General features: G+C 67.4%; 20 protein-coding genes and 1 riboswitch. Of the genes, 19 read left to right on the forward strand and 1 reads right to left on the reverse strand.

Features of this window, described 5'->3' with window-relative positions:
- From ABW16_RS25105 to ABW16_RS23150, 8 genes are all read left to right on the forward strand, one after another.
- Positions 1 to 179, forward strand: a 179-nt coding sequence (locus ABW16_RS25105) for a WXG100 family type VII secretion target (protein WP_200900713.1), incomplete at its 5' end; no start/stop codon positions are given.
- 191 nt (positions 180 to 370) lie between these two features.
- A riboswitch (M-box (ykoK) riboswitch) is annotated at positions 371 to 556 on the forward strand.
- Positions 557 to 992: 436 nt separating this feature from the next.
- Positions 993 to 2,192 carry a PPE family protein gene (locus ABW16_RS23120; RefSeq protein ID WP_047321548.1) on the forward strand — a complete coding sequence of 400 codons (1,200 nt, stop codon included), beginning with the start codon at positions 993 to 995 and terminating at the stop codon, positions 2,190 to 2,192.
- Between the two features lie 21 nt (positions 2,193 to 2,213).
- Complete coding sequence (locus ABW16_RS23125) at positions 2,214 to 2,924, forward strand: MgtC/SapB family protein (RefSeq protein WP_047321549.1); 711 nt, start codon at positions 2,214 to 2,216, stop codon at positions 2,922 to 2,924.
- 48 nt (positions 2,925 to 2,972) lie between these two features.
- Positions 2,973 to 3,896, forward strand: coding sequence for a sterol desaturase family protein (locus tag ABW16_RS23130; protein ID WP_047321550.1), 924 nt, complete (start codon positions 2,973 to 2,975; stop codon positions 3,894 to 3,896).
- A gap of 120 nt (positions 3,897 to 4,016) precedes the next feature.
- Positions 4,017 to 4,565, forward strand: a complete 549-nt coding sequence (locus ABW16_RS23135; RefSeq protein WP_109519723.1) for a LysM peptidoglycan-binding domain-containing protein — start codon at positions 4,017 to 4,019, stop codon at positions 4,563 to 4,565.
- A gap of 70 nt (positions 4,566 to 4,635) precedes the next feature.
- Positions 4,636 to 5,310 (forward strand): Rv1815 family serine proteinase, encoded by a 675-nt coding sequence (locus ABW16_RS23140; RefSeq protein ID WP_052957076.1) that lies wholly within the window; start codon positions 4,636 to 4,638, stop codon positions 5,308 to 5,310.
- Entirely contained in the window at positions 5,307 to 5,807 is a 501-nt protein-coding gene (locus tag ABW16_RS23145) for a VOC family protein (RefSeq protein WP_047321553.1), read from the forward strand. The genes ABW16_RS23140 and ABW16_RS23145 overlap by 4 nt, the downstream gene beginning before the upstream one ends.
- A gap of 52 nt (positions 5,808 to 5,859) precedes the next feature.
- Entirely contained in the window at positions 5,860 to 7,323 is a 1,464-nt protein-coding gene (locus tag ABW16_RS23150) for an FAD-binding protein (RefSeq protein WP_047321554.1), read from the forward strand.
- A gap of 96 nt (positions 7,324 to 7,419) precedes the next feature.
- Here ABW16_RS23150 and ABW16_RS23155 read toward each other — a convergent pair whose 3' ends face one another.
- On the reverse strand, positions 7,420 to 9,354 hold the full coding sequence (locus ABW16_RS23155; protein ID WP_047321555.1) for an ABC transporter ATP-binding protein/permease: 1,935 nt from the start codon (positions 9,352 to 9,354) through the stop codon (positions 7,420 to 7,422).
- A 184-nt stretch (positions 9,355 to 9,538) separates the two neighbouring features.
- Here ABW16_RS23155 and secA2 point away from each other — a divergent pair, with 184 nt between their 5' ends.
- The 11 genes from secA2 to ABW16_RS26985 all read left to right on the forward strand — a co-directional run.
- Complete coding sequence (gene secA2 / locus ABW16_RS23160) at positions 9,539 to 11,908, forward strand: accessory Sec system translocase SecA2 (RefSeq protein ID WP_047321556.1); 2,370 nt, start codon at positions 9,539 to 9,541, stop codon at positions 11,906 to 11,908.
- 9 nt (positions 11,909 to 11,917) lie between these two features.
- A complete protein-coding gene (locus ABW16_RS23165; RefSeq protein ID WP_047321557.1) occupies positions 11,918 to 12,520 on the forward strand; it encodes a CDP-alcohol phosphatidyltransferase family protein in 603 nt (200 codons plus the stop codon).
- Entirely contained in the window at positions 12,513 to 13,442 is a 930-nt protein-coding gene (locus ABW16_RS23170; RefSeq protein ID WP_047321558.1) for a DUF881 domain-containing protein, read from the forward strand. Before ABW16_RS23165 ends, ABW16_RS23170 begins: the two co-directional genes overlap by 8 nt.
- A gap of 79 nt (positions 13,443 to 13,521) precedes the next feature.
- A complete protein-coding gene (locus tag ABW16_RS23175) occupies positions 13,522 to 13,854 on the forward strand; it encodes a small basic family protein (protein ID WP_013828851.1) in 333 nt (110 codons plus the stop codon).
- 5 nt (positions 13,855 to 13,859) lie between these two features.
- Positions 13,860 to 14,633 carry a DUF881 domain-containing protein gene (locus ABW16_RS23180; RefSeq protein ID WP_047321559.1) on the forward strand — a complete coding sequence of 258 codons (774 nt, stop codon included), beginning with the start codon at positions 13,860 to 13,862 and terminating at the stop codon, positions 14,631 to 14,633.
- Positions 14,634 to 14,661: 28 nt separating this feature from the next.
- Complete coding sequence (gene gcvH / locus ABW16_RS23185; protein ID WP_047321560.1) at positions 14,662 to 15,075, forward strand: glycine cleavage system protein GcvH; 414 nt, start codon at positions 14,662 to 14,664, stop codon at positions 15,073 to 15,075.
- Positions 15,076 to 15,250: 175 nt separating this feature from the next.
- On the forward strand, positions 15,251 to 15,736 hold the full coding sequence (gene garA, locus ABW16_RS23190) for a glycogen accumulation regulator GarA (protein WP_024442764.1): 486 nt from the start codon (positions 15,251 to 15,253) through the stop codon (positions 15,734 to 15,736).
- Positions 15,736 to 16,470, forward strand: coding sequence for a transcriptional regulator FtsR (ftsR, locus tag ABW16_RS23195; protein WP_047321561.1), 735 nt, complete (start codon positions 15,736 to 15,738; stop codon positions 16,468 to 16,470). Before garA ends, ftsR begins: the two co-directional genes overlap by 1 nt.
- Before the next feature lie 144 nt (positions 16,471 to 16,614).
- Positions 16,615 to 17,109 carry a bifunctional nuclease family protein gene (locus ABW16_RS23200; RefSeq protein ID WP_047321562.1) on the forward strand — a complete coding sequence of 165 codons (495 nt, stop codon included), beginning with the start codon at positions 16,615 to 16,617 and terminating at the stop codon, positions 17,107 to 17,109.
- Positions 17,110 to 17,342: 233 nt separating this feature from the next.
- Positions 17,343 to 17,978 (forward strand): MerR family transcriptional regulator, encoded by a 636-nt coding sequence (locus ABW16_RS23205; RefSeq protein WP_047321563.1) that lies wholly within the window; start codon positions 17,343 to 17,345, stop codon positions 17,976 to 17,978.
- 178 nt (positions 17,979 to 18,156) lie between these two features.
- On the forward strand, positions 18,157 to 18,798 hold a 642-nt coding region (locus tag ABW16_RS26985; protein ID WP_412178225.1), incomplete at its 3' end, for a PGRS repeat-containing protein.

Consider the following 18,798-nt stretch of genomic DNA (forward strand, 5'->3'; position numbering starts at 1 on the left):
TGGCTGCCGGTGACTTTTGGGGTGGTGCGGGTTCGGTGGCGTGCCAGGAGTTTGTGGCGCAGTTGGGCCGCAACTTCGCGGTGATCTACGAGCAGGCCAACTCTCACGGTCAGAAGGTGCAGTCGGCGGGCAACAACATGGCCAACACCGACGCCTCGGTGGGCTCCAGCTGGGCCTGAGCGCCTCGCAATTCGCAGCGCGGCAGCACACCCGATCCACGGGTGCGCTGCCGCGTACTGCTTTACGTGGACTGCCTATTTCGGCCGAGCACAAGCGTTTTCACCTCCAGTGCGTCAGGATCTGCGATAGACCGTCGGCGGCCCGGCGATTCGGATTGACCCTGCCACCCCACTGGTGCACTATGGTTAAGCAAGCACCTCGTTAGGTGAGGCGTCTGCACGGATATAGGCCACTGACCCCGAACGTCGAAAGACGCCCCGGGTCAGGACAGCTCCTCCCGGATTAAGGGTTGAGCCCAAGTGGCTTCCGGGTCTGCACATTTGCGCAGGCCAGGACACGCCGTGCAGTGCCGAAGCTCTGACGAGAGGGGTGCGGATCCCGGTTGTTGCCGGGTTACTTCACCTCGTCGTGCATACGTGCAGGCACCCGCGCGTGCCCAGGCCGAGAGGAGGTGAGAGCGACATTGAGTCCGAGTGATAGTTCCTATCCGAGATCGATGTTCGTCTCCTTCGATCTCGGTGCTGCTTTCACCATCTGATTCGCACCGGCGCTGAACTCGTCGACTGGCGTTCCCTCCCGCAGCGGAAGGCGCCAGGCTTCGGCATGCCCTGAAATCGATTGGTAGCTCGTCCTTCTCGTCGAGCAAGCAATCGACTTGGTATGACTGGCTCCGGTATGTCGCTATGACCGCTGTCCCGATTTCTCCTGCCGTCCGGAGCACGGCCGCAACACATATCGGGCATCGACCCTGCCTGCACATCCCCCTAGACCAGCCATTCGTGGCCGAAAAACCACCAAAAAGGAGCAATGCCATGGACTTCGGAGCGTTTCCGCCGGAAATCAACTCAGCACGTATCTACACCGGCCCCGGTTCGGGACCGATGATGGCCGCCGCGGCGGCATGGGACAAGATGGCCGCCGAGCTCAGCTCGGCCGAGTTCGCCTACCAGGGCGTCATCAACGGACTCGTCAGTGAAGGCTGGATGGGACCGGCCTCCAACGCGATGGCTGCCGCGGCCACGCCCTACATGGTGTGGATGGGCACTACCGCCGCCCAGGTAGAGCAGGCCGCTATCCAGGCCAAGGCGGCGGCCGCCGCGTTCGACGCGGCATACGCGATGACGGTGGCGCCGCCGCTGATCGTCGCCAACCGGTCCCAGCTCGCAGCGCTCGTCGCGACCAACTTCCTCGGTCAGAACGCTGCGGCGATCGCGGCCACCGAGGCGCACTACGGCCAGATGTGGGCTCAGGACGCCGCCGCGATGTACGGCTACGCGGCAGCGTCGGCGGCGGCCACCAAGGTCACGCCGTTCAGCGCGCCGCACGAGGTTGCCGACCCCGCGGGGCAGGCCGCACAGCAGGGTGCGACCTCCCAGGCCGCCGGCACAGCGGCTGCATCCAATGCCCAATCCACCCTGTCGCAAGCGATGACGAACACACCGCAGGCGCTGCAAGCCCTCGCAACGCCGGTGGACGCGCCGACGACAGGCGGCGAAGTGATCAGTGCCGGGGATCTGGGCAACGCGATGACCAACCTGATGAGCAGCTCGTTCAGCCCGATGGGCCTGGCCGGAATCACGCAGGCCGGAGCGGACATCGCCGTCATCCGCGGTGCCGCCCTGGCTGCCGCCGACCCGCTGGGCCTGGGAGCAGTCGACCCGATGGACATGCTGCTTCCCGGGATGCTCGGACCCGGCGGCCTGGGGGCGCTGGGTGCCGGGCTGCCCAACGCCGGCATCGGTGCGGCCTCGGCGAGCATGGGCCACGCAGCAGCAGTGGGGGGACTGTCGGTGCCGCAGTCGTGGGCCGCCGCGGTTCCGACGACCGCGGCTCCGGGGACCTCGGTCGCGGCCACCGGTTGGACGGTCGCCGCGCATGCACCGGAGCCCGGTGCCGCCGGGATGCCCGGTGTGCCGCTGGCCGGCGCCGGTCAGGGCCGCAACTACGGTTTCGCCGCTCCACGGTACGGCTTCAAGCCCACGGTGATGGCTCGGCCGGTGGTCGCGGGCTAGCGGTGTGTCATCGTTGACGTCATGCAGACGCTGAGCGTCGCCGAGTTCACGTTGCGACTGGCTGTCGGGCTGGGCTGTGGTGCACTGATCGGGCTGGAGAGACAGTGGCGTGCGCGGATGGCGGGGCTGCGTACCAACGCGCTGGTCGCTGCCGGTGCGACGCTGTTTGTGCTGTACGCCGTCGCCGTGGAACCCAGCTCCACCCGCGTCGCGTCGTACGTGGTGTCCGGGGTCGGCTTCCTCGGCGGCGGGGTGATCCTGCGCGAGGGGTTCAACGTCCGCGGGCTCAATACCGCGGCGACCCTGTGGTGTTCGGCCGCCGTGGGTGTACTGGCCGCGGCGGGCGACCTGGTGTTCGCGCTGATCGGCACCGGTGCGATCGTCGGTACCCACTTGTTGTTGCGGCCGCTGGGACGGCTCATCGACCGTGATCAGCACGTGGAGGAGGACGAACCGCAGTCGCCGTATGAGGTGCAGGTGATCTGCCGGCCGAAGTCCGAGAAGTACCTGCGCGCCCAGATCGTGCAACACACCGCCAGCAACGACCTGATTCTGCGGGGGATTCACACCGTTCGTGCCGGCGAGGACAACATCGCGCTCACCGCGTCCATGCTGTCGGACAGCCGGGCGCCGGACCGGCTGGAGCGCCTGGTCGCCGAACTGTCCCTGCAGCCCGGTGTCTACGCGGTGCAGTGGCACGCCGAGGATCAGTCATCGTTGTCGCCGGACTGATTGGTGGCCGTCGCGGTGTCTAGGCTGATGTTGCGGAGGTAGGAGACGGTGGACGCGATCGCGGGCGTGTGGTCGGTGCTGCCGGGGCCGATGCGGGACCCGGTTATATTCGCCGTGCCTTTTTTCCTCCTGCTGCTGAGTCTGGAATGGTTCGCCGCACGCAAGCTCGAACAGTCCGAAGCGGAGCGGGCGCCCGCCGGCGCCTATCGAACCCGGGACGCCTGGGCGAGCATCTCGATGGGCCTGGTGTCCATGGCCACTACTGCCGGGTGGAAATTCATCGCGCTGCTCGGCTACGCGGCGATCTACACCTATTTGGCGCCGTGGCATCTGTCGCCCGCGCACTGGTACACCTGGGTTATCGCACTCGTCGGTGTGGACCTGCTCTACTACAGCTACCACCGCATCGCCCATCGGGTCCGGTTGATCTGGGCGACGCATCAGGCGCACCACTCCAGCCGCTACTTCAACTTCGCCACCGCGCTACGTCAGAAGTGGAACAACAGCGGCGAGATCTTGATGTGGATTCCGTTGCCGCTGTTGGGTATTCCGCCGTGGATGGTGTTCGCCAGCTTCTCGGTGAGCCTGGTCTACCAGTTCTGGGTGCACACCGAACGGATCGACAAGCTGCCGCGGGCAGTGGAGTTCGTCTTCAACACCCCGTCGCACCACCGGGTGCATCACGGCATGGACCCGGAGTACCTGGACCGCAACTACGGCGGAATCCTCATCATCTGGGACCGGCTGTTCGGCACCTTCGCTCCCGAACGGTTTCGCCCGCACTACGGGCTGACCAAGCCCGTCGACACGTTCAACATCGTGACCCTGCAATTCCACGAGTACGCCTCGATCATCGCCGATGTGCGCAGTGCGACCCGGTGGCGCGATCGGCTGGGTTACCTCTTCGGGCCGCCCGGCTGGCAGCCCGTCGCCGCGGAAACGGCCGCCGCCCCGGCGCCGAGATTGCCCTGACGTAATGAGGGCGCACCGGCGGGTGTTCGCCTAGGCTGACTAGCGTCGCATCCGAGCGACAACGCCCGACGAGTCAAGGTCGCGGCGTGCCGATAAGAAGGGGACAACGTGGCACAGAGCTTGGGAGACACGCTCACTGCAGGAAAGAAGCTCGTCAAGGGCGAGTCGCTGACCTCCAACAACGGGGCTTACACCCTGACGTTGCAGGAGGACGGCAACCTGGTGTTGGCGGCGCGGGGCAAAGCCATCTGGGCGTCGGGCACCAACGGCAACGACGTGGTGCGTGCCGAGGTGCAGGCGGACGGCAACTTCGTGCTGTACACCGCCGACAAGCCGATTTGGCACACCGACACCAAGGGCAAGAAGGACGTCAAGCTGGTTCTGCAGGACGACCGCAACCTGGTGCTGTACGCCGCCGACGGTGCGGCCTGGTCCACCAAGACCGAGACCGACGCCCCGCCGCCCGAGGAGCCCAAGGCTGAAGAGGCTCCCGTGGAGGAGGCAGCAGCACCTGCGGCGCGCACGTACACCGTGGTCGCCGGTGACACCCTGTTCGCCATCGCCGAGCGGTTCTACGGCGACGGCAACAAGTACCCGCAGATCGCGGAGGCCAGCGGTATCGCCAACCCTGACCTGATCCACCCCGGTCAGGAGCTGACGATCCCCTGATCGCCGCGCTGTGCCGCGGTGGCGTGGTCGGGCCGGACCGAAACCGGCCCTCAACGATAGGAGTCGACGGTTGCCCAGGCTCGTTGCGCGGGTGCTGGCGGTGCTGCTGGGGGTCGGTGCGACGGTTGCCGGCCCGGCGGTATCTCCGGCCCGAGCCGATCGGGTGCTGGTGTTCCCAGGGATGGAGATCCGCCAGGACACCCACGTCTGCACTCTCGGCTACGTCGACCCGGTGCTGCGGGTGGCCTTCACCGCCGGACATTGCCGGGGGAGCGGTACCGTCACCGACCGGGGCGGGGCGGTCATCGGCAGGTTGGCGACCTTTCGCGACAACACACCCAATGGTTCGACGGTCAATACCGACCAGGTGATTGCCGACTACGAGTCGATCGTGCTGGCCGACGATGTCGACGTCAACGATGTTCTGCCGGGTGGTCTGCAGCTGCAGGCCGGCCCGGACCACGTCCTGAACCCCGGTGAACCGGTCTGCCACTTCGGCATCGTCACCGGAGAAACCTGCGGCACCGTCGAACGGGTCAACAACGGTTGGTTCACCATGACGCGCAGTGTTCGCAGTCAGCAGGGTGACTCCGGCGGTCCGGTGTATGTCACGCGCGACTCCGGCCCGGCCCGGATCGTCGGGCTGTTCAACAGTGTCTGGGGCGAATTCCCCGCCGCGGTCTCGTGGCCGGCGATCTCCCAACAGGTCCGCGAAGACGTCGGCGTGCCGAACCCGCTGCCATGACCCCGACACCCCGCCCACCCATCCAGATCGCCTGGGTCACCAACGATCTCGACGCCACCGAATCGACTCTGACCGCGTTGCTGGGTGTGCGGAAATGGGTCCGTATGCCGGGCGTGCACTTCGCCCCGGACACCTGCAGCTACCTGGGCGAGCCGGCTGATTTCGTCGCGGACATCGCCCTGAGCTATGTCGGAGACATGCAGTTGGAGCTGATCGCACCGGTGCGCGGCCGCAGCCTCTACGAAGACTTTCTCCGTTCCCGCGGGCCGGGCCTGCACCATGTCTGCATCGAGGCCCAGGACCCCGAAAACTTCGAGGTTATGCTGAACGACGCCGCCGAGCGGGGCGCCCAGGTGGTTGCCCGGGGCGTGATGCCCGGAGGCATGCATTTCGCGTACGTCTCAGCGCCGGACGCCGGCATCCCCTACCTGGAGATCGCCTACATCCCAGCCGAGATCCGGTCGGTCTTCGACTACATCAAACAGGAGCAGCGGTGAGCACCGCAGCGGCGCCCAGGAGTAGCGCCGGCGACGAGGAGGAGTGGCGGCAATGAGCACCCAGATCCCGGAAACCACCAGTGCCGAAACGGTTTCGGAGTGGTCCGACGAGTTCGACGTCGTGGTGATCGGCTTCGGTATCGGCGGCGGCTGCGCGGCCGTCACCGCGGCGGCAGCCGGGGCCCAGGTACTGGTACTGGAGCGGGCCGCCGAGGCCGGCGGCACCACCGCCATGGCGGGCGGCCACTTCTACCTCGGCGGCGGCACCGCGGTCCAGCAGGCGACCGGGCATCCCGACTCGGCCGACGAGATGTACAAGTACCTCGTCGCGGTGTCGCGCGAACCCGAGCACGACAAGATCCGGGCCTACTGCGACGGCAGTGTCGAGCACTTCAACTGGCTCGAAGACCTCGGAATTGCGTTCGAGCGCAGTTACTACCCGGAGAAGGCGGTGATCCAGCCCAACACCGAAGGGTTGATGTTCACCGGTAACGAGAAGGTGTGGCCGTTTCTGAACCAGGCCGTTCCCGCACCGCGCGGGCACAAGGTTCCGGTGCCCGGTGACACCCAGGGCGCCAAGATGGCGATCGACCTGCTGCTCAAGCGGGCCGACAGCCTCGGTGTGACGATCCGCTACGAGACCGGTGCCACCGGTCTGGTCACCGACGCCTCCGGCGCCGTCGTAGGTGTCACCTGGAAGCACTTCACCGAAAGCGGTGTCATCAAAGCGAAGTCGGTGGTGATTGCCGCCGGTGGTTTCGTGATGAACCCGGAGATGGTCGCCCAGTACACGCCGAAGCTGGCGGAGAAGCCGTTCGTGCTGGGCAACACCTACGACGACGGACTGGGCATCCGGATGGGAATGTCGGTGGGCGGCGCCACCAAGCACATGGACCAGATATTCATCACCGCGCCCGTCTACCCGCCCTCGATCCTGCTCACCGGGATCATCGTCAACAAAGAGGGCAAGCGCTTTGTCGCCGAGGACTCCTACCACTCACGCACCTCGGGGTTCGTCATGGACCAGCCCGACAGTGCGGCGTTCCTGATCGTCGACGAGGCCCACATGCGCAAGCCGCAGGTGCCCTTGGTGCCGTTGATCGACGGATGGGAGACGGTACCGGAAATGGAAGCAGCCCTGGGTATTCCGGAAGGAAACCTGGTGGCGACCCTGGACCGTTACAACACTTACGCGGCGCGCGGGGAGGACCCGGACTTTCACAAGCAGCCGCCGTTCCTGGCCCCGCAGGACACCGGACCGTGGGGCGCGTTCGACCTGTCGCTGGGCAAGGCGATGTACGCCGGTTTCACCATCGGCGGGCTGGCGACGTCGGTGGACGGCGAAGTGTTGCGCGGTGACGGACAGCCGATACCCGGGCTCTACGCCGCCGGGGCCTGCGCGGCCAACATCGCTCAGGACGGCAAGGGCTACGCCAGCGGGACCCAATTGGGGGAGGGCTCGTTCTTCGGCCGCCGGGCCGGGACACACGCCGCGGAGCGCGCCACTCTGGCGTGAGGGTGCGTAAACCCGGTGTGCGCCACGGCGTGTCGGCCGGGGACACGCTCCCCCGCGAGCGGGAGGTGCCCCCAGCTCGGCTGGGTGGGGGCGGGCCTAGACCGCCGAGAGGTCCCAGCGGCCCTGGCCGAGCAGCTCCAGCACGTGCTTGTGGTGCTGGCGAACGGTGTGCCGGTGACTCACGCTGACCAGGATGGTGTCGGGCAGTTCGGTGCGCAGCAGCTGGTACAGCGTCAGCTCCAACCCCTCGTCGAGCGCCGACGTCGACTCGTCAAGGAACACCGCCTTGGGCCGGGTCAACAGAATTCGGGCGAACGCCACCCGCTGCTGCTCACCGGGAGAGAGCACCTTGGCCCAGTCCTCGACGGTGTCGAGCTGGTCGATCAGATGGGGAAGCAGGACCTTGCCCAGCGCATCGACCAACGCGATGTCGGAGATCTCCTGCGGAGCCAGCGGATAGGCCACCACGGTCCGCAGGTCGCCCAGCGGGATGTAGGGCAGCTGTGAGATGAACATCGTTTCGTTGTCGGCGTCGGGACGCCGCAGGGTGCCCGACGCGTACGGCCACAGCTGGGCCAGGCTGCGCAACAGGGTCGTCTTTCCGCTGCCGGACGGCCCGGCGATCATCAGCGCGTCACCGACGCCCAGGTGCAGGTCGAGCGCCTCGATCAGCGGGACACCCTCGGGATTGCGCACCTCGACGCCTTCAAGGGCAACGGTGTCGTCGGCGCTGGGCTTGACCAGCATCTCGGGCAGTTCGCGGGCCTCGCGGTTGGCCTCCACCAGCCCGTGCAGACGAATGATCGAGGCACGGTAGCCGGCGAAGTTGTCGTAGGCGTTGCGGAAGAAGGACAGCGAATCGGAGATATTGCCGAAAGCCGTCGCGGTCTGCGCCACCCCACCGAACATGATCTGCCCGGAGAACAGCCGTGGCGCCTGGATCACCCAGGGCAACGGGACGATCGCCTGGCTCACCGACAGGTTCCAGCCCGCGAACCCGATGGTCCGGTTCACGAATTTCAGGTAGTTGGCGATGATCTCGTTGAACCGCGTCCGCAGCTGGAGCCGCTCGGCGATCTCGCCCCGGTAGAACGCCACGGATTCGGCGGCGTCGCGTACCCGGACCAGCGCATACCGGAAGGCGGCGTTGGTGAGCTCGTTGCGGAAGCTCAGCCGGATCAGGGGCCGGCCGATCCAGAACGCGACGATGGTCGCGATGGCCACGTAGAGCAGGACGATCAGGAACATCGCCCGGGGGATGTCGAAACCGAAGACGGTGAGGGTGCCCGACAGGTTCCACAGGATGGCGGTGAACGACACGACCGTGACCATGGACTGCACTGCGCCGAACAGCAGCGTGCTGCCGGTGCCGTTGGCCGGTGCGTTGGCGTTGGCGCCGTTGCCTGCGGTGAAGATGTCGATGTCCTGCTGAATGCGCTGGTCGGGGTTGTCGATCGCGCCTTCGACGGCCTCACCCACGGCGGGGTCCAGTGGCGTCTTGACGAAGCGGGCCCGGTAGTAGGCCCGCCCGTCCAACCAGTCCCCGGTAAGCCGTTCGGTGAGCCAGATACGCCAGTTCACCATGAAGTGCTGGGTCAGGTAGATGTCGAGCATCACCCGTGCCACATGCAGCACCGCCATCAGGCTGAAGATGCCGATCGACACCCAAAACCCGTGCACACCGGACTGTTTGACGGCCTCGTCGCCACCGGCGGCGCCCTGGAAGGCGGTCTGCAGCGACGAATACATGTCGTTGCCCTGGAAGCTGAACAGCACGTTGAGCCGGACCGCGGTGATCACCGACAGCAGCAGCACGCCCAGCATGAGCCAGACCCGGAGGCTGTCACGCCCGGTGAAGTAGGCACCGCTGATCTCCCAGAACTGGCGTCCCCACCGGGTGCTGACCCGCAGCAGGGCTGCCACCGCCAGCACGCTGACGGCACTGATGGTCCAGGCCAGCACGATCCACACCAGCGAATCGGGCAGCGCATGCGCCCAGTCGATGGATGGATTGAACAGCTTCGAGTCCACTGCCGATGTCTCCTTGCCGTCCGTATCACCGCAATCGCATCGCGGCCGGTCTCCGAATCGAGAAATCCCGTGCGAAACCTACCGCAGCAGTGCGGTGTCGCGCCGGATAAGCATTGCCGCGACGACCCGCCGACGCGACGGTGCCCCCGGCTTGCAAGCGCTGGCCACCGCGTACCGTTGTGCTGTGGCCAACACCTCCAAGACTGTCTCCGGAACGCGAACCAAGTCGGGTCGGCTCAGCGGGAAATTCTGGAAACTGCTGGGCGCCAGCACCGAGAAGAACCAGAGTCGTTCGATGGCCGAGGTCACGGCGGCCGGCGAGTACGCCAAGAAGGCCGCGGGGCTCGACGATGAGCAGCTGCGCAAAGCTGCGCAACTGCTCAAACTGAAGGAGCTGGCCGATTCGTCGGACATCCCGCAGTTCTTGGCGATCGCCCGGGAGGCCGCCGAACGCAGCATCGGGATGCGTCCGTTCGATGTTCAGTTGCAGGGCGCGCTGCGGATGCTGGCCGGGGATGTGGTCGAGATGGCCACCGGCGAAGGCAAGACGCTGTCCGGGGCGATCGCCGCCGCCGGGTACGCCATCGGCGGCCGGCACGTGCACGTGGTCACCATCAACGACTACCTGGCCCGCCGCGACGCCGAGTGGATGGGTCCACTGTTGACCGCGCTCGGGGTCACCGTCGGGTGGATCACCGAAGACTCCACGGCGGCCGAGCGCCGCGCCGCCTACCAGTGCGATGTCACCTACGCCTCGATCAACGAGATCGGTTTCGATGTGCTGCGTGATCAGCTGGTCACCGATGTCGAGGATCTGGTCTCGCCCAACCCCGACGTGGCGCTGATCGACGAGGCCGACTCGGTGTTGGTCGACGAAGCGCTGGTGCCGCTGGTGCTGGCCGGCACCACCCACCGGGAGACGCCGCGGATGGAGATCGTCGAGCTGGTCGGACGGCTCAAACCCGGAGTGGACTACGACTCCGACGAGGACCGGCGCAACATCCACCTCACCGAGGTGGGCGCGCGCAAGGTCGAGAAGGCGCTCGGCGGCATCGACCTGTACTCCGAGGAGCATGTGGTCTCCACCCTGACCGAGGTCAACGTCGCCCTGCACGCCCACGTGCTGTTGCAGCGCGACGTGCACTACATCGTCCGCGACGGCAAGGTGCAGCTGATCAACGCCTCGCGTGGCCGGATCGCCGCCCTGCAGCGCTGGCCGGACGGCCTGCAGGCCGCGGTGGAGGCCAAAGAGGGGATCGAGACGACCGAGACCGGCGAGGTGCTCGACACCATCACGGTGCAGGCGCTGGTCAACCGGTACCCGACCGTGTGCGGCATGACCGGTACGGCGTTGGCTGCCGGTGAGCAGCTGCGCCAGTTCTACCAGCTGGGGGTCTCGCCGATCCCGCCGAACATGCCCAACATCCGCGAAGACGAGGCGGACCGGGTCTACATCACCGCCGCGGCTAAGAATGACGCCATCGTCGCCCACATCGTCGAGGTGCATGCCACCGGACAGCCGGTGCTGGTCGGAACCCACGACGTCGCCGAGTCCGAGGAACTGCACGAGCGGCTGCGCAAGCGCGGTGTGCCGGCGGTGGTCCTCAACGCCAAGAACGACGCCGAAGAGGCCACGGTGATCGCCGAGGCCGGCAAGCTCGGGGTGGTCACCGTCTCCACCCAGATGGCCGGCCGCGGCACCGACATCCGCTTGGGCGGATCCTCGGAGAACCAAGCGGCCGACCATGATCAGGTGGTCGAACTGGGCGGGCTGCACGTGATCGGCACCGGCCGCCAGCACACCCAGCGCCTCGACAACCAGTTGCGGGGCCGGGCCGGCCGTCAGGGCGACCCGGGATCGTCGGTGTTCTTCTCCAGCTGGGAAGACGAAGTCGCCGCGACGAACCTGGAGCCCAACAAGCTGCCAACCGAGACCGACGACGACGGCCGGATTCTGAGTCCGAAGGCCTCCGGGATGCTCGACCACGCGCAGCGCATCGCCGAGGGCAAGCTGCTCGACATCCATGCCAACACCTGGCGGTACAACCAGCTGATCGCCCAGCAGCGCGCCATCATCGTGGAGCGGCGCAACACGCTGCTGTCCACCCCGGCGGCTCGCGAGGAGCTGGCCGAGCTCACCCCGAAGCGTTATGCCGAGTTGAAGGACCAGCTGGGGCAGAACGGGGAAGACGGGGAAGCCAAGCTGGAGAAGATCTGCCGGCTGATCATGCTCTACCACCTCGATCGCGGCTGGGCCGACCACCTGGCGTACTTGGCCGACATCCGGGAGAGCATCCACCTGCGTGCCCTGGGCCGGCAGAACCCGCTCGATGAGTTCCACCGGTTGGCACTGGACGCGTTCGCCTCGCTGGCCGCCGACGCCATCGAGGCGTCCCAGCAGACGCTGGAGACCTCGGACTCGATCGAGTCCGAGCCCGGCATCGACCTGTCGAAGCTGGCCCGGCCCACGTCGACCTGGACCTACATGGTCCGGGACAACCCGCTGAGCGACGACAGTATGGACGCGCTGAGCCTGCCCGGGATCTTCCGCTAGGGGGTCGCTATGCCTGCCGGGTCTGGCTCCGAGCAAGTCCAAGACCGGGTGCTCACGGTGCCCAACGTCATCAGCCTGGCCCGTCTCGGCCTGATCGGCGTCTTTCTGTACCTACTGCTGGTCGCGCGGGCGGACGGCCCGGCGGTGGCGACGCTGATGCTCAGCGGCGCCTCGGACTGGGCCGACGGCAAACTGGCCCGGCTGCTCAATCAGTCCTCGGCGTTGGGCGCCCTGCTCGACCCCGCGATCGACCGGCTCTACATGATCGCCATTCCGGTCTCCTTCGGGGTGCGCGGGCTGGTGCCCTGGGCGATTATCGGAACACTGCTGGCCCGGGACCTGCTGCTGGCCGCGACGCTGCCGGCGCTGCGTAGCCGGGGACTGGTCGCGCTGCCGGTGACCTATATCGGCAAGGCGGGCACCTTCGCGCTGATGTCGGCGTTTCCGCTGATCCTGCTGGGACAGTGGGACACGCTGGTCAGCCGGGTGGTGTTGTCGGCCGGATGGGGCTTCCTGATCTGGGGTCTGGGTATGTACCTGTGGGCGTTCGTGCTGTACCTGATTCAGGTGACCATGGTGGTCCGCACCATGCCGAAGGTTGCCGGTGGCTGAACCGTTCTTCGCGCTCAGCGGATACGACTCCCAGGGTGCCGGCGCCCACCAGGCCGGCCGGCCGCGGAAATTCGCGGTGCCCTCCCTGCTGCGCTCTTTGTTGTCCGAACATCTCGACCCCGGTTATGCCGCGGCCGCAGCCAGGCGGGCACGCCGTAGCACGCCGCCCGCCGCCACCGCGCGGATCGCGGGGTGGGCATGGGAGGCGGTGGCGGCGCTGCTGGTGGCGACGGTGTTCGCGGTGGCTGTTGCGCAGGCGCGGTCGGTGGCGCCCGGGGTGCGCGACGCGCAACAGGTGCTGGCGACGAACGTTCGGGCGGCCGAGGCCGTCACCGGCAGGCTGGCCGACAAGCGTGACACGTACTCCAACCGCGTCGACGAGCTGCGCCGGCACCGGCTGGCCGACGACGCCGAGGGCCAGCGGGTGCTGGCCGGTCTGGACGCGCTCAGTCTGGAGGCCGCCAGCACCCGGGTGGCCGGTCCGGGGGTGGTCGTCACCGTGACCGACCCCGGCGTCGGGCGAAACCTCTCCGACGCGTCCAAACAACGGGTGTCGGGCAGTCAGCAGATCATCTTGGACCGCGACCTGCAGCTGGTCGTCAACTCGCTGTGGGCCAGCGGGGCCGAGGCGATCGCCGTCGGAGATGTCCGCATCGGCCCCAACGTCACGATCCGCCAGGCCGGCGGAGCCATCCTGGTCGACAACAAGCCGATCAGCAGTCCCTACACGCTGCAAGCCATCGGACAGCCACGCGAACTGCGCGATGCCTTCGACCGCAGCCCGGGGCTCTACCGGCTGCGGCTGTTGGAGGCCTCGTACGGGGTGGTGGTGCGGGTCGACGGCCGCGGCTCGGCCGACATCACGCTGCCGGCCGGATCGGTGCGAGATGTCCGGTTTGCCAAACAGATAGGGGCATCGTGACGCAAGCTTGCGCTGCGGGTCGCGGTGTCACGGTGGTGGCCCGCACGGGTCCGGTTCGGGAGGCTGGAGTGATTTCGCAATGATCGGTATCGCCGCGCTGATCGCCGGCATCGTGCTGGGGCTGGTCTTTCATCCCAGCGTGCCGGAGGTGGTTCAGCCCTATCTGCCGATCGCCGTGGTCGCGGCGCTGGACGCCGTGTTCGGCGGCCTGCGCGCCTACCTGGAGCGGATCTTCGACGCCAAGGTGTTCGTCGTGTCGTTCGTGTTCAACGTTCTGGTCGCCGCGCTGATCGTCTACCTCGGCGATCAGTTGGGGGTCGGAACTCAGTTGTCGACCGCGATCATCGTGGTGCTGGGCATCCGCATCTTCGGTAATGCGGCAGCGCTGCGGCGACGGCTGTTCGGGGCCTGACACGCATGAGTAGCACGGACCCGGCGTCGCACGGCCGGCACGAGCTGCCGCAGCCGACCCCGCAGGACGGTGTGGCGCCGCCGCGCGGCCGCTCCGGCCCACTGTTCAGCGTGCTGGGGATGCTGCTGTGCCTGCTGTTGGGCGTGGCGATCGTCACGCAGGTCCGCCAGAACGACTCCCAGGACGCGCTGGAAACGGCCCGGCCCGCCGACCTGCTGGTGCTGCTGGACTCGCTGCGTCAACGCGAGGCCACCCTCAACACCGAAATCGCCGAACTGCAGCAGACGCTGAACGCCCTGCAGGAGTCCGGCAGCAGTGACCAGGCCGCTATCGAGAACGCCCAAGCGCGGCTCGCCGCCCTGGCGATCATGGTCGGCACGGTGGGCGCGGTCGGTCCCGGCGTCGTGATCACCGTCGACGATCCGGCCCGCGGTGTCGCACCCGAGACGATGCTCGACGTGATCAACGAGCTGCGGGCGGCCGGTGCCGAGGCCATGGAAGTGCGCGACGGCACCAAGGCGGTGCGCATCGGGGTGGATTCGTGGGTTGCGGGCGCACCCGGCGCGCTGGAGTTCGATGGCACGGCTCTGACGCCGCCGTATTCGGTTCTGGCGATTGGCGATCCGCCGACTCTGGCGGCCGCGATGAACATTCCCGGCGGGGCGGTCGACAGCGTCAAACGGCTTGGCGGCGCCATGGGAGTGCAGCAAGCCGACCGCGTGGAGGTGACCGTGTTGCGACAACCGAAACCGCGCCAATACGCTCAGCCAGTCAAGTGAGCCCGACAGCGCAAGGAGCACGATCACCGTGAGCTCGGAAAGTTTAGTTCCGTCCGACCTGTACTACACCGCCGAGCACGAGTGGGTTCGCCGCACGGGCCCCGACACCGTCCGGGTGGGTATCACCGACTTCGCGCAGGCGGCCTTGGGTGACGTGGTGTTCGTGCAACTGCCCGCAGCGGGCACCGGAGTCACCGCAGGAGAGGCATTCGGCGAGGTGGAGTCGACCAAATCGGTCTCCGACCTCTACGCGCCCATCACCGCGTCGGTGAGCGCGGTCAACGCCGACCTGGACGCGAACCCGCAATTGGTGAACTCCGAGCCCTACGGCGCCGGCTGGCTGCTGGAACTTCAGGTGGCGAACGCGGATTCGGCAGCTCTGGACCAGAGTCTGTCGGGCCTGCTGACTGCCGACGCCTACCGGGCGACGTTGTCGGAATGACGATTGTTAGCCTGCCTGCCGGGACGCGCGGGTATCCACCCGACACGATCCCGCGGTGCGGGGGACATGACGGACCGCTGCGCGGTACGGTCGACTCAACGATTCAGGGTTGGGCGCAAGAGATGTCCGGCGGGCGCGACCAGGTAGCAGAACAGCGGCCAGTGAGGAGTAGCGGGTGACGGAGAAGGACCCGGCGACGGGGCAAGACCAGGCAGGCGACGAGGTCACCGTGGAAACCACATCGGTTTTCCGCGCTGACTTCCTGAACGAACTCGACGCTCCCGCGCAGGCGGGCGGCGAGAGCCTGACCTCGGGTGTGGAGGGCCTGCCCGTGGGCTCGGCGTTGCTGGTCGTCAAGCGTGGTCCCAACGCCGGATCGCGGTTCCTGCTCGACCAACCGGTCACCGCAGCCGGTCGGCACCCCGACAGCGACATCTTCCTCGATGACGTCACGGTGAGCCGTCGGCACGCCGAGTTCCGGCTGGAGGGCAACGAGTTTCAGGTCGTCGACGTCGGCAGCCTCAACGGGACCTACGTCAACCGGGAGCCGGTCGATTCGGCGGTCCTGGTCAACGGCGACGAGGTGCAGGTGGGCAAGTTCCGCCTGGTCTTCCTGACCGGCCCGAAGACGGGTGAGACCGAGGCCGGGCCGGGCAGCTAATGACCGCGCCCGACAGCCCTGAACTGGCCGGGATGTCAATCGGAGCGGTGCTGGATCTGCTGCGGCCGGATTTTCCCGACGTCACGGTCTCCAAGATTCGCTTCTTGGAGACCGAGGGGCTGGTCATGCCGCAGCGGGCGGCGTCGGGCTACCGCCGATTCAGCGCGTACGACTGCGCCCGGCTTCGTTACGTGCTGACCGCGCAACGCGACCACTACCTGCCACTGAAGGTGATCAAGGCGCGGCTGGATGCCGAACCGGACGGCGCGCTGCCGTCACCCGAGTCGCCGTACCCCGTGCCGCGTCTTGTGGCAGCCGGCGGCGAAACCGCCGGTGGGACGGCGCTGCCTGCGTCGCCTCGGCAGGTGCGGCTGAGCCGGGAGGATCTGCTGGCGCGCTCGGGCGGCGACGACGCACTGCTGACGGCTTTGGTCAGATCGGGCGTCATCACCCCCGGGCCGGGCGGGCTGTTCGACGAGCACGCGGTCGTGATCGTCCAGTGCGCGCGGGGGCTGGCCGACTACGGCGTGGAACCGCGACACCTGCGGGCGTTCCGCTCGGCGGCCGACCGGCAATCCGACCTGATCGCCCAGATCGCCGGTCCGCTGGTCAAGGGGGGCAAGGCGGGCGCCCGTGACCGCGCCGACGACTTGGCGCGCGAGGTCGCGGCGCTGGCGATCGCACTGCACACCGCGCTGCTCAAGTCGTCGGTACACGACGTACTGCACGGCTGAGGACTAGACTTCGCTTCGGCGGCTTGTTGCGTGTCCGACCGCGGGTTTCGCAGCGAGTCATACTGGGACGACAAGGACTTGGGACGCACTGAGGACTTGTGACACGGACTTGTGACAGAGGCGAACGCGGAGGGCTGACTGGAGATGGGTGAAGTACGCGTGGTCGGCATCCGCGTCGAGCAGCCGCAGAACCAGCCGGTGCTGCTACTGCGTGAGGCCGACGGTGATCGATATCTCCCGATCTGGATCGGGCAGGCCGAAGCCGCCGCCATCGCTCTGGAGCAGCAGGGCGTGGAGCCGGCCCGCCCCCTGACCCACGACTTGATCCGCGACCTGATCGGCGCCCTCGGACATTCGCTCAAAGAGGTCCGAATCGTCGACCTGCAGGAGGGCACGTTCTACGCCGACCTGATCTTCGACCGCGACATCACGGTGTCGGCGCGCCCGTCGGACTCGGTGGCCATCGCCTTGCGGGTGGGGGTGCCGATCTACGTCGAGGAAGCGGTGCTGGCCGAAGCGGGCCTGCTGATCCCCGACGAGGGTGACGACGAGACGGCGGGTGCGGTGCGTGAAGACGAGGTGGAGAAGTTCAAGGAATTCCTCGATAGCGTGTCGCCCGACGATTTCAAAGCAACCTGACCCGGCGCGGCGGACTCAGCCTCGTCACAGATCCGTTTCATCTCTCTGCGGTCGGCGCGACACGCCCATACGAAAGCAACACGCGCAAAACCGGGCCCCCATACTTGAACCACGGCGGGAACAACTGCACGGCAGCTCGTCGGACGGCGTATGCTCACGACCAACTCGGGCAAGAGCAAACGCGGCCACCGGCCAGCCAGTGGCAACGAGCGCGATCGGCGAGAGGAAGCAGCGTGGGCGACCAACCGGGGCAGGAACAGCTGGACTTCACGGGTCAGTCCGACACGGGTGACCGCGAAGTCCCCGCGGCCCCTTCCAGCGCCGGCCAACCCGTACAGGGCGGACTGTTCCCCGACGACTCCGTTCCCGACGAACTCGTCGGCTACCGCGGCCCCAGTGCCTGCCAAATCGCCGGCATCACCTATCGCCAGCTCGACTACTGGGCTCGTACCTCCCTGGTGGTGCCGTCGATCCGGGGGGCGGCCGGCTCCGGCAGCCAGCGGCTGTACTCGTTCAAAGACATCCTGGTGCTCAAGATCGTGAAGCGACTCCTCGACACCGGAATCTCGCTGCACAACATCCGGATCGCTGTCGACCACCTTCGTGAGCGCGGTGTGCAGGATCTGGCCAACATCACGCTGTTCTCCGACGGCACCACCGTCTACGAATGCACTTCGGCCGAGGAGGTCGTCGACCTGCTGCAGGGCGGCCAGGGTGTGTTCGGGATCGCGGTGTCGGGCGCGATGCGCGAGTTGACCGGCGTGATCTCCGACTTCCCGGGTGAGCGCGCCGACGGCGGCGAGTCGATCGCCGCACCGGAAGACGAACTGGCCAGCCGCCGCAAGTTCCGCGACCGCAAGACCGGCTAGGGCTGCAGCCCGTTATCGCACCCTCATAGCGCCGCACCGACCGAATTGCGGTCCCGGTGGTCGGTGCGACCGACTTCTCTTTACCGATCTGCCGACCTGTCATGGAACGGCGCCGCGCCGACTGTGCTGTGGTATATCTAGGACACTTCGTGTAACAGATATACCATCAGAGGTTCGGATGAGCGGCGCGCGTGCCCTGGCGACGGGGGCTGTGACGGCGGCTCTTGCCGGGTTGCCGGTGCTGGCTGCACCGCAGGCTCGGGCCGACGTCCTCGATGCGATGGTGGAGCCGATGATGGATGCGGCGAGCAATTCTCTTGGTACGGATGCGATCTCGGGGTGGTCCTCGTGGGAGCCGCTGCTCGACCCGGCACCTGGGGAGGGCCTGCTCGGCGGGCTAATCGCGGGACCGGCGGCGGCCACCGATCTGAGCGGATGGTTCGAGCAGTTCGTCTACGAGCCGGTTCACGCCGGTATCGAAAACTGGATCCACAGTGACCTCGGCCAACAACTTGACGGCGTCCTCAACGCCTTGCTGGGTTCGTATGCGATCGGCGACGGTGCCGCGGGAACGGTTGATCATCCCGACGGCGGGGCCGGCGGCTGGATCTTCGGTGACGGCGGGGCGGGCTGGGATTCGACGGGCGCCGGGCTGTCCGGCGGCGCCGGCGGGGCCGCGGGGCTGTTCGGTGATGGCGGCACCGGTGGGGCCGCGGGCGCCGGTGCGGCCGGTGGAGCGGGCGGTGACGGGGGCTGGCTGCTCGGTGTTGGCGGCGCGGGCGGGGCCGGCGGACAGGGCCTTGTCGGCGGGATCGGCGGG

The sequence above is a fragment of the Mycolicibacter heraklionensis genome (assembly GCF_001021505.1).
In the GTDB taxonomy this organism is placed as follows: Bacteria; Actinomycetota; Actinomycetes; order Mycobacteriales; family Mycobacteriaceae; genus Mycobacterium; species Mycobacterium heraklionense.

Excerpts from the sequence above, each read along its gene's own strand:
- ABW16_RS23120 (WP_047321548.1), top strand. The coding sequence starts at position 993 with ATGGACTTCGGAGCGTTTCCGCCGGAAATCAACTCAGCACGTATCTAC.
- ABW16_RS23180 (WP_047321559.1), top strand. The coding sequence starts at position 13,860 with ATGAGTAGCACGGACCCGGCGTCGCACGGCCGGCACGAGCTGCCGCAG.
- ABW16_RS23125 (WP_047321549.1), top strand. The coding sequence starts at position 2,214 with ATGCAGACGCTGAGCGTCGCCGAGTTCACGTTGCGACTGGCTGTCGGG.
- ABW16_RS23150 (WP_047321554.1), top strand. The coding sequence starts at position 5,860 with ATGAGCACCCAGATCCCGGAAACCACCAGTGCCGAAACGGTTTCGGAG.
- ABW16_RS23165 (WP_047321557.1), top strand. The coding sequence starts at position 11,918 with ATGCCTGCCGGGTCTGGCTCCGAGCAAGTCCAAGACCGGGTGCTCACG.
- ABW16_RS23175 (WP_013828851.1), top strand. The coding sequence starts at position 13,522 with ATGATCGGTATCGCCGCGCTGATCGCCGGCATCGTGCTGGGGCTGGTC.
- ABW16_RS23145 (WP_047321553.1), top strand. The coding sequence starts at position 5,307 with ATGACCCCGACACCCCGCCCACCCATCCAGATCGCCTGGGTCACCAAC.
- ABW16_RS23200 (WP_047321562.1), top strand. The coding sequence starts at position 16,615 with ATGGGTGAAGTACGCGTGGTCGGCATCCGCGTCGAGCAGCCGCAGAAC.
- ftsR (WP_047321561.1), top strand. The coding sequence starts at position 15,736 with ATGACCGCGCCCGACAGCCCTGAACTGGCCGGGATGTCAATCGGAGCG.